Origin of the sequence: Marinobacter sp. F4206 (assembly GCF_019392195.1) — a bacterium.
Taxonomy (GTDB): Bacteria; Pseudomonadota; Gammaproteobacteria; order Pseudomonadales; family Oleiphilaceae; genus Marinobacter.
The window spans coordinates 364572-375556 of the sequence record NZ_JAHXKI010000002.1; the positions used below are offsets into that span (position 1 = coordinate 364572).

The 10985-nt window shown below is 52.3% G+C and carries 8 protein-coding genes; all 8 read right to left on the minus strand.

All coding sequences use genetic code 11. From position 1 onward, the window contains the following. Positions 1–21: 21 nt before the first annotated feature. Positions 22–1641 (minus strand): glycosyltransferase family 4 protein, encoded by a 1620-nt coding sequence (locus KZO34_RS03960; RefSeq protein WP_219473606.1) that lies wholly within the window; start codon positions 1639–1641, stop codon positions 22–24. A gap of 198 nt (positions 1642–1839) precedes the next feature. After that, on the minus strand, positions 1840–3138 hold the full coding sequence (wecC, locus tag KZO34_RS03965; protein ID WP_219473608.1) for a UDP-N-acetyl-D-mannosamine dehydrogenase: 1299 nt from the start codon (positions 3136–3138) through the stop codon (positions 1840–1842). 26 nt (positions 3139–3164) lie between these two features. Then, positions 3165–4292 carry a non-hydrolyzing UDP-N-acetylglucosamine 2-epimerase gene (wecB, locus tag KZO34_RS03970; RefSeq protein ID WP_219473609.1) on the minus strand — a complete coding sequence of 376 codons (1128 nt, stop codon included), beginning with the start codon at positions 4290–4292 and terminating at the stop codon, positions 3165–3167. A 130-nt stretch (positions 4293–4422) separates the two neighbouring features. Beyond that, a complete protein-coding gene (locus KZO34_RS03975; RefSeq protein WP_308318767.1) occupies positions 4423–6393 on the minus strand; it encodes a polysaccharide biosynthesis protein in 1971 nt (656 codons plus the stop codon). 19 nt (positions 6394–6412) lie between these two features. After that, positions 6413–6973, minus strand: a complete 561-nt coding sequence (locus KZO34_RS03980) for a sugar transferase (RefSeq protein ID WP_219477151.1) — start codon at positions 6971–6973, stop codon at positions 6413–6415. A gap of 185 nt (positions 6974–7158) precedes the next feature. Further along, complete coding sequence (locus KZO34_RS03985; protein ID WP_219473612.1) at positions 7159–8925, minus strand: SLC13 family permease; 1767 nt, start codon at positions 8923–8925, stop codon at positions 7159–7161. A 72-nt stretch (positions 8926–8997) separates the two neighbouring features. Beyond that, positions 8998–9594, minus strand: coding sequence for an adenylyl-sulfate kinase (gene cysC, locus KZO34_RS03990; RefSeq protein ID WP_219473613.1), 597 nt, complete (start codon positions 9592–9594; stop codon positions 8998–9000). A gap of 312 nt (positions 9595–9906) precedes the next feature. Beyond that, positions 9907–10869, minus strand: a complete 963-nt coding sequence (locus tag KZO34_RS03995; RefSeq protein WP_219473616.1) for a DHH family phosphoesterase — start codon at positions 10867–10869, stop codon at positions 9907–9909. Positions 10870–10985: the final 116 nt, after the last annotated feature.

Below are 10985 nucleotides of genomic sequence, written 5' to 3' on the forward strand. Positions count from 1 at the left end.
CTCCGGGATTCATTTTACTCTTCATGAAATCCGCTCCAGAACTCGAATCATTTCCTGTGCGATGTTGTTCCAGGTTCTTTTCGGCAGCATCTCTGAGCGCGCGTTTTGGGCCAGCTTGGCGGCGAGACCGGTGTCACTCAATAGAAGCCGAATCGCGTCAGCCAAGGACTCCGGATCGCCAGCCTTGTGAACCAGTGCTGAAACCTTGTCCGTAACCATCTCACGCAAGGCCTCAACATCAGAGACAACCATAGGGACGTTCATAGCCATGGCTTCGAGTGGTTTTAACGGGGAAACCAACCGACAGACCTGATAGGGCTTTCGAGGAAGTGCTATCACATTGAACAGGGAGAAATATTTCGTCACTTCCGAAGGCGGTACTTTGCCCGTGAACGTCACAAATTTGCCGAGGTTATTTTCCTGGACCCGATGCTCGAGATCCTCGCGTACGTCACCGTCCCCTACGACAACCAATCTCAGGTTCGGGAAGTCAGATACAAGCAATTCAACAGCTTTGATCAGATCATCAAGCCCCTCATACGCCACGATAGAACCGACATACCCCACAACGAACGAATCATCGGCCAACTCCAGATCGGCCGCCATACGTTGATCACGTTCAAGTGGGCGGAAGGCGTCAGGTTCAATTCCATTGGGAGCCAGAGAGATACGATCACAGTCTGTTCCACGCTTCGTCAGCTCCTCCGCCATCGCAGAAGTCAGCGTGAATACATGGTCGGCATGGGAAGCCACCAACTCCTCTAATCTACGATCCAGTTCAAAGCGCTCGGTACGCTCCCAACCGGGCTTCTTTGAGGCTGCAGTATACTCCCAGAGTCCGCGAACCTCGTACACGAACGGAATGCCGAGACGCCGTGATGCAATCAACGCGGGTAGCGCAGCCTCGTAGTTGGAAGCCGCCTGAATAATTTCCGGTTTAAGCTGTTTGGCTGCGTTTTCAATAGCGCACGCCGAGCGAATCAAGTATTCATCGTAGTCGACTTGCCGTCGGTGAAATCCAGGAAGTCTTTCGTAGATGATCCCATCAATTTCACGAGTCAGTTCCCCACCCCCTTCCCTGGCATCAGGACGATCATACGGATAACCCTGTCGGGTAACACAATGGGTAGTCCATCCCGACGCCTTTAACGCTCCCAAGATGTGATGGGTACGTGAGGTATAACCGGTAACATGGTACGGACGCGAACTCGATGCTACGTAGAGCATGGTCCGGGAATTAGGTTGGTATGCAGGCGAAGGTCTCGCGTCAGGTATCTCTGGTAGCTTTTGAAGAAGTTTCCCAGAGCCTCTAATCTGGTGTATCTTTTCGGCGACTGCCGAGGTTGATAATTCCGGATCACCAAGTGCATCGATCAACTCGTAGGGAACTCGGATGTTTCCACTATCCCAAGTAGCTAGTGCAGCCCATTGGCGCATGTTCGGCCGTTCGCTCTCCAAGCAAAGAGCTCGTGCGGTCCGCTCCGCATCAAGCACATTGACTGTCATTGCATACCGCGTAAGCGCAACAAGGCATTTCTCACGATCTCGCTTTTTGGTTTGAGAGCCAGATATATCCTGTAGAGCCGCATCAAGTCCCTGCTCGTTATAGATTTCGAGAACCTTTCCACGAATCCTCTCCATGAGACGACGATTCCGAAACCGCCTAATAGAGCTACTGACACGATCTGGAAGCACCCAAACCACTAAAAACCGAATAAAGTCACGGACAAAACGACGAAGGGCCCAATGGGCCCTTCCGATTACATGCCGCACCTGGCCGAATACTGAGCTATTGTGTTTTTGAGATGCCATGGCCCCTTAACTTGTCCCTTCAGACGCTTAATTCAGCCTGGTGAGAACCATCGGCTCCCAGAGGCCCTTAGTATCGACCACAATCTGCCCCTGATGTGCGGTAAACTCCTGGCCTTTAAAATCTCGATGATCTACCAATAAGACTGCGATATCAGAGCGTTTTCCTTCCTCCATCGAAACGAGTACCAACTCCGACGAAGCGGAGGCTGGCAATTTCTCGATGTTTGGCTCTACTGCCCATACTTTGGAAGCATGCTGTTGTGCAATTGCATTGGCGATCTTGAGAGCTGGGCTCTCCCTTAAATCATCAATGTCCGGCTTAAACGCAAGACCGAAGCAGGAAATGGTCACTTCTTTAGCTGTTTTGTCGGGATTGCTGCTCAAGAATTCACCGACAGCTTGTTGAACCTTCCCAAGAACCCATTCTGGTTTACCATCGTTCACCTCACGGGCAGTCCGAATAAGCCTGGCCTCATCTGGTGTTTCACTCACAATAAACCAAGGATCCACCGCAATGCAGTGCCCCCCGACACCCGGACCGGGCTGGAGGATATTCACACGAGGGTGACGATTGGCCAGCTTGATGAGTTCCCAGACATTAATGTCGAGCTTATCGCACACGATCGAAAGCTCATTGGCAAACGCAATATTAACGTCTCGGAAACTGTTCTCCGTTAACTTGGCCATTTCAGCGGTTCGAGCCGTTGTGGTGATGCACTCACCATCCACAAACAGCTTGTAAAGACTTGAGGCCGCATTCGAACACTTTGGCGTCATACCGCCAATTACCCGGTCATTCTCAACCAATTCACGAACCACATGTCCAGGTAGCACCCGTTCCGGGCAATGAGCCACACGAATATCGGAGTCCTCACCATGAGATTGAGGGAAGGTAAGATCAGGTCGAGCTCCGGCAAGCCAAGCCGCCATTTGCTCTGTGGCGCCAACGGGAGAGGTGGACTCAAGAATCACAAGATCCCCTTTCTTGAGAACCGGAGCAATCGCCTTACTTGCCGACTCGATATAGGTCAAGTCTGGCGTATGCTCGTTTCCATTCTCCGCCTTGAAAGGCGTCGGCACCGCAATCAGAAAAGCATCGGCAGGCTCAGCGCTCGTGGTTGCACGGAGATAGCCTTCTTTAACAGCCGCGTGAACGACGATATCCAGCTCGGGCTCCACAATATGGATTTCCCCCTGATTAATCGTATCTACCGCGTGCTGGTTGATATCAACCCCAATGACTTTTTTGCGGCGTGAAGCGATTACTGCAGCTGTCGGTAGGCCAATGTAGCCCAGACCAATAACGGAGATGGTATCAAATTCCATATTAATCCTATTCAAACTCGAAATGATCAGTTGGAGCCAAACTCGTAAAGCGACTCAAGAATCCGGGAGCACGCTTTGCCATCGCCGTAGGGGTTATGAGAAAAGCTCATAAGTTCGTAGGCATTAGAGTCATTTAGGAGGCCCTGTATCTCGGCGACAATAACCTCCACATCTGTGCCTACCAACTTTACAGTACCAGCCTCGACGGCTTCCGGGCGCTCAGTGGTATCGCGCATCACCAAGACGGGCTTGCCGAGGGAGGGGGCCTCCTCCTGAATACCGCCAGAGTCAGTGAGGATAATGTGAGCACGATTCATCAGATAGACGAACGGCAGGTAATCTTTAGGCTCAATGAGGTGTACATTTTCAAGCGTGCCCAAAAGCCTATGGACCGGTTCACGGACGTTCGGATTAAGGTGAACCGGATACAACAAATCGACATCCGGATTCTCTTTAGCTACCCGCGCAATCGCCTCACAAATCCGCTCGAAGCCGCCGCCAAAGCTCTCTCTGCGGTGACCGGTAATGAGAATCATGCGGGCATCCGGCCGGAGAAAGGGGAACTGAGCGGAAAGTTTATTTCTCAGTCCTTTTTCCGAGTCAATTTTTGCAACTACATCAAACAGCGCATCAATCACGGTATTCCCTGTGACAACAATGGAACAATCTCTTACGCCTTCACGAAAGAGATTAGAGCGCGACGTATCAGTTGGCGCAAAATGTAGCTCTGTCAAAGCACCAGTCAGCTTACGATTGGCCTCCTCCGGCCAAGGTGAATAGAGGTTTCCAGTACGCAGCCCGGCTTCGACATGGCCAACGGGTATCTGCTGGTAGTAAGCGGCCAAAGAGGTGGCAAATGTGGTCGCCGTGTCGCCGTGAACGAGCACGATATCCGGCTTTTCGGTAGCCAGTACCTCACGCAACCCGCCAAGAATTGAGCAGGTAACGTCGGTCAGGTCCTGACCGGGCTTCATGATATTGAGATCATAATCCGGCTCGATTGAGAACAGGTCCAGCACCTGATCCAGCATTTCCCGATGCTGGCCAGTTACACAAACCCGGGATTCAAACCGGCTATCACTGGCGAGCGCCTTCACCAAAGGCGCCATTTTGATGGCTTCCGGGCGCGTGCCAAACACACACAGGGTCTTCATTCGTGACTCCACTCAAATTCGGGTTCGAAGGTTTTCTCGACGGCGAAGAGCGCTCGTTCTGATAAAGCGGACGAGTCTAACACAATGGAGAAGGAGGATCTTTCACCGATCTGTAAAGCTCAGTAAAAGCTCAGTATAAAACTCGAACCTTATCGCCAGCATCGGCGTCCGATCCAATCGACTTGCCCGAACCGTTTGAGGCGCGCCAGACAAAGTCTTCCAGAGACTGGCTCTGATCATAACCAAGTGGAGCTTCTCGCAATAATCCAATCAGTGCTTCACAATCAAATGCGCGACTCGCGGACTCCAGACGTTCAAGCATTTTTTTCAGCTCTTCCCAAGTAAGCGAAAGCTCATGAGCCATCATTATCCTCGGGTGAGAGGTACCTTGCGGCGAGTCTCCCACCAAGAGTTCTTCGTATAGTTTTTCGCCCGGACGAAGACCGGTATACACAACATCAACATCTCCTTCCGGGCTTTCCTTTGTGCATTCGGTCAGGCCCATCAGGCGTATCATTTTCCGGGCTAGGTCAGCAATCTTCACTGGCGCGCCCATGTCGAGAACAAACACTTCACCGCCCTGACCCATTGCGCCAGCCTGCAAAACCAGTTGGCTTGCCTCGGGAATGGTCATGAAGTAACGGGTAATATCGGGGTGAGTCACGGTAACCGGTCCGCCATCCCGAATTTGATCTCGGAACAATGGGACAACCGATCCGGAGGAACCCAGAACATTTCCAAAACGCACCATGGAAAACACGGTTTTGCTTTGGCGTTTTGATAAGCCCTGAAGAATCAGTTCAGCAAGGCGCTTGGAGGCCCCCATTACGTTGGTCGGGCGAACAGCCTTGTCGGTACTGACCAAAACGAAGCGCTCTGCACCAGCCTCTATGGCGGCCTCTGCAGTGTGCCACGTTCCGAAGACGTTATTCTGCACACCTTCGATAACATTGTGCTCAACCAAAGGCACATGTTTGTAGGCAGCCGCATGATAAATAACCTCGACACCGAACGCCTTCATGACGGCCGCACACCGCCGCCGGTGGCAAACACTCCCCAAGATCGGATAGAGCGTAACATTCAGCCCTTCCACACGGCTGATGGACTGCAACTCCCTCTCAATGGCGTAAAGCGAAAATTCGGATTGCTCAAACAACACCAGAAGGCGCGGCCTATAGCGAATAATCTGTCGGCATAACTCAGAGCCGATTGATCCGCCGGCTCCGGTCACCAACACTGCCTTGCCACAAAGGCTTCCAGACAATACTGAGGTGTCTGGTTTAACAGGCTCCCGGCCAAGAAGATCTTCAACATCCAGATCCCGAATGTCATTGATCCTTGCCTGCCCAGCCACCAATTCTGACATTGAGGGTACTGTCTGAACAGGAACCGCCAACTCCTCCAGGCGCACTATTAAGTCCCGGCGCTCAAGGGACTCATTCTGCTCAAGAGCAAGGAAGATGCGTTGAATGCCCTGCTCGCGTACAGCCTTACGGATGTGCTTCAGGCCATAGACCTTCATACCTCCGATCATTGATTTATGATTGCCGCCATCGAGCGAGACATAGCCCATGGGCCGATACTCGGTCCCCTGGATAAGAGCCGAAGATAATTGCAGGGCGGTTGGTCCTGTACCGACGATGAGCACACGCCCTTTCGCCTTGTCCCGCGGGCGGTTAATCAAAGTGCGGAAGCCAAAGCGGGTGCCCGCAACCAATGTAAATACAAACGCACCATAAATAACAGGAACCGACCGGGGAACGATCGCACGAAACAGAAAACCGTAAAGAATCAGGGCGATCGCCGAGATGAAGATACCGGTAAGGATCACCACCAGTGCTTTCTCACTGATATAGCGGATGACGGCCCGGTAAAGACCCAGCTTTACAAAGCCAAAAACGGTTGTTAGAGCGGTACAAGCAAAAACAACCAGTTGGTCGATGGAAGGTAACCAGAGAGGATTCTCAAAACGAAGAGCAAACGCGGCCCACAGAGACGCAAAAATAAACAAGAAATCCGCCAGCACCGATATGGCCCGCTTCTGAGGACGCGGCAAGTCAAAAATAGCGGACTTGATTTCGTTAAATCGCTCTCTAAGCACGCATCATCCCTATGACAGATTAATTCTTAAAACGACGAACACCATCGCCAGAACCTTTCCCAGTGATCGTCATGAGCAAATACCCAAAATAACGCCTGACCGTAAGATCCTGCAGCATTTCGGCGTCCGTTTGGGCTAAAAGAGCCGGCGTCGACATATCAATACCATTCACTTGCCCCAAGCCGGTAATTCCGGGTGCAAACTCGAAAACCCCAAACATGTCACGAGCTTCGATCAATTCACTTTGGCTGGCCAGGCACGGGCGCGGACCGACCAGACTCATTTCACCTTTCAAAACGTTCCAGAGTTGGGGCAACTCATCCAGCTTGGTTCTCCGGAGAAAGCCGCCAAAAGAAGTGATCGCAGCCTCCGGGGCAAGGTGAGAAGCCACTGACGCGGTGCCCTGCCTCATGGTACGGAACTTCATCAGAATGAAAGGTTTCTTATGCCTTCCAATCCTTTCCTGGCGAAACAGTGGGGAGCCTGTGTCCCAATACCCCACCAACATAAGGACAGCCACAACCGGGAGCCCGACAAGCAAGCCAGCCGCCGCAAAACAGATATCCAAGGTTCTCAAAATGTGGGGCATTTACCAAAGAGCTCCAACGACCGGAAAACTAACGACAAGAGTATACCAGAATGCAACATATGAGAGCTTACAATCACTCATGTAAACACTTTTTAAGCAAGGTACCTCCAACGAAAAAGCTGGGCTAAAAGTGCGGGTTTGTATCCCAGCTAGCGAATTGGGCGCGAGATACCCTCTCAAAATCTCCAAACCAATGGAATCAGCCCAATAGCCACGCAAGCCACCAGTGCACTCAACGGCAACCCAATACGGACATAATCCATAAACTGATACCGCCCAGGACCATACACCATCAAGTTCGTCTGATAGCCCAGGGGCGTTACGAAGGAAGCGGAAGCAGCAAACATAACAGCAACTGCAAAAGGCAAGAAATTTACGCCCAACTGCTCCGAGACCGCCAGGGCTATCGGAAACATCAATACGGCAGCTGCATTATTGGTAATCACTTCCGTAAACAAAGCCGTCAGAAGGTAAACCAACCCGAGAGCCAGCCAAGGAGTCAACGGCGCAAATCCCAGCAAGCCGCCCGCTAGCCAATGGGCAGCGCCAGTAACGGTCATGGCATTACCCAGAGCAAAGGATGAAGCGATAACAACAAGAACCGGCAGATCCACACTTCGCCGAGCGCGACTGGCGGTCAGGCAACCGGACACGACCATGGCCCCGGCAGCCAAAAACGCTGCTTCCATGATTTTCAACAATCCGCTGGCACTCAGAGCCACCATGCCAAAGAGGATCGCCAAGGCCAGCGGCGCTTTACGAAAATCCGGTGGAGTCGAATCGTTCAAGGCGCTGACTAATAGAAAATCGCGACGGAAGCGGTACTGCTCGGCAAATTGATGGCTGGCTTCCAGCAGAAGTGTATCGCCCATCCGAAATGTCAGATCCCCCAACTTGCCCGGCACCCGCCTCCCTTCGCGGGATAGAGAAAGGATAACGGCATTGAATCGCGTACGGAAACGGCTATCGCGGATGGTCTTGCCCAGAGCCGGAAACTCTGGCCCCAACACGACCTCAACAAGACAACGCTGGTGATTGGCGATGTCCAGCTTGTGTACGCTGCCATTCGCGGGCTTAAGTCCTTGAATTCGCCTCAATTCACTGGCACTTTCCGGCGCACCCACAAAATACAACTTATCGCTGGCCTGCAGCGTCCGGTCCGGCTCCACGGCAGTGATCAGCCGCCCGCCCCGGTCAATCTCTGTAAGGTAACCGTAAGCAAGGGCTCGCAGCCCGGCCTCGGCGACAGTTTTCCCCACCAGGGGACCACCCTCAACCACCTGGACCTCAACGCCGTATTCTCGAACCTGCTCAAGCTCTTCCGACACGCCGCCCCGATCCGGCAATAATTGCGAAGCGAACAGCACCAGAAATCCGCCACCAATCACAAAAAGTGGTACGCCAACCCACGACAACTCAAAAAGCCCAAGGTGAATACCCTGAGTACTTTGCAGCAAGCCGTCAACCACCAGGTTTGTGCTGGTTCCAATCAGGGTACATGTCCCCCCGAGGATGGCGGCGTAACTAAGCGGCAACAGCAACTTGGAAGGAGGCATACCCAGCCTCTGAGCCCAGTCCTGAATCCCGGGTATGAACATCGCTACTACGGCAGTGTTGTTCATGAAACTACTGAGAATACCCGTCGGTACAATCATTCGCGCCTGAGCCACTTTTTCGGAATTCGGGTGTCCAAGCAGTTTCCGGGCGATCCATTGCACTGCACCGGTTTCTTTGAGGCCCGCCGCCACAATGTAAAGTATCGCAATGGTGATCACACCAGGATTGGCGAAACCCGCCAACGCCTCGGTAGGGCTCAAAATGCCTGTGATCAACAGAAACGCAAGCGCCGCCATGAGGACCAGATCCGCAGAGACTCGGGTCAACGCCAGAGAGCCCAGCACCGAGGCTAACGTAAGGAGGGTGGTTATGGCTTGCCAGTCCATTAGAATCCAAGTGGGGAAGTAAAGCGAATAGGGTCAGATAAGAGCCTGAAGCAGAACCTTTTTGTTAACCTGTTATGAGATCAGGCCACGCTCTGCAAGAAAACTGATCAACCGATCCGTACATTGATCCACTGACATGATAGACGTATCCAGCCTAATCTCGGGCTGTTCCGGTACCTCATAAGGGGAGTCGATCCCGGTGAAGTGCTTGATCTCTCCAGAGCGAGCTTTCTGATATAACCCTTTCGGATCCCGCCCCTCGCAGGTTTCCATCGGTGTATCCATAAACACTTCAATGAACTCTCCAGCCGGGAAGAGGTTGCGAACCATACGGCGGTCACTTGTGAAAGGAGAAATAAAAGCGCTGAGAACGATCAGTCCAGCGTCTGCGAACAATTTGCTCACTTCACCAATCCGACGAATATTCTCGACCCGGTCCTCATCGGAAAAGCCGAGGTCTTTGCATAGACCATGGCGAACGTTATCTCCATCCAGCAAGAAGGTGTGATAACCGCGACTGTGGAGTGTCACATCCAGCGCATTGGCAATCGTGGACTTGCCGGAGCCACTCAGGCCAGTAAACCAGAGCAGGCAGGGCTTCTGGTTTTTGGTGGAAGCGCGCTCAGCACGGATGATCTTGTGATTGTGCCAGACGATGTTATCTGCCAAGGGGATATCCTCTTTGAAAAAAGGTCAAATCAGAGAGGCCAGATAAACAACTTCACCTGCCCAAACTAAAAATAGAATAACCATAGATTGCCGTGGAATTTACCCAAAAAAGGGCTTCGATGAAAGCTCTCACGGACTACCCTCCATTTGAGCTCTTCTGTTCACGCGCTATCATCATTCATTGCCTAGACCCGCACTCAACCAACACCTTCCAATTTTGGCTCATTCGCGAACTCGTGGATGATTTGATTCGACGCTGCCTCGAGCTGATATAGGTCGGCTTTTCCAAAGAAACTATGTCATAGGTCTCGGTTAGCTCCAGAACTCGGCAATTGCATCCAAAAATTCATCCAACTGGCTTTCAGGCAGATCATTGATTCCAGCGGCGGCCTTGCGCCCACCACCGGTGGGAAAACGACGAGCCAGGTCATCGGCCCCGGAACGGTTATTCAAGGGGGCGCGAATACTCACCAGATAGCCGCCATCGGCTTTTTCAGTAACGATGGCACAGGCTTTATCCGGATTACGGTTGGCCAATTCGTTGCCCAACACACCACTCACACGGCGGGCCCACGGCTCATCCGGAAGCTTCACAACCAGAGAGCTTTCATTCTCAGTAAGCACCGGCGCAGCCAGCCCACTCTCCATGTCAGCCTCATAGCCGTCACGCAGTTTCTGCCAGGCCGACGGGGCCGCGGCGATGAGATCTAGCGGATCCTCATATTTCACAAATTCGTGATAAAGGTCCGCTGGGTGGAAGTGAAGGTCTTCTACCGTCGCACCATAACCATTGTAATTAATGCACACACCGAGCATCTTAAGACTCTCGGACTGTTTCTCTGACAGACTGGCCTTCGCCGCCAAATCCGCCGCAACAGAAATAAGATTGTCTCCGAACGCTGCGGCAATCGCCCAATTATGAAACCGGCCGCGCAAATACTGATCGATCAACAAACTGGTGCAAGTAGTAGGCCGGGTATCGATCATCGCAGTGAAGTGCGGGTGATCGGGCAATTTTTCGCCGGGAAAATGGTGATCCACATAAAACACCTCGCTACCGGCAGCAAGAAGCGCATCCACCTCTTTGCGGTTCTTTTCGAGGCTGACATCCAGCACGTTCACGCGGATTGGCCTGGAGACCGGCAGCTGTTTAACTAGAGCTATATCGCGCTTTACGCCCGTGACTAAAGTGCTTTCGACCGGGTCAGCCAGACGAAGCTGGATCAGAGCACAGATGCCATCGGCATCACCATTAAATACATCGTAGATTTGCATAAGAATTTCAGCGTCAATGAATCAGAAAAGTCGGGACAGACAATACAAAAACCGGCGCATACATAAAACAGGTCGCATCCCATCGGAAATGAGCATTTCGAGGATGCCGGAAGATG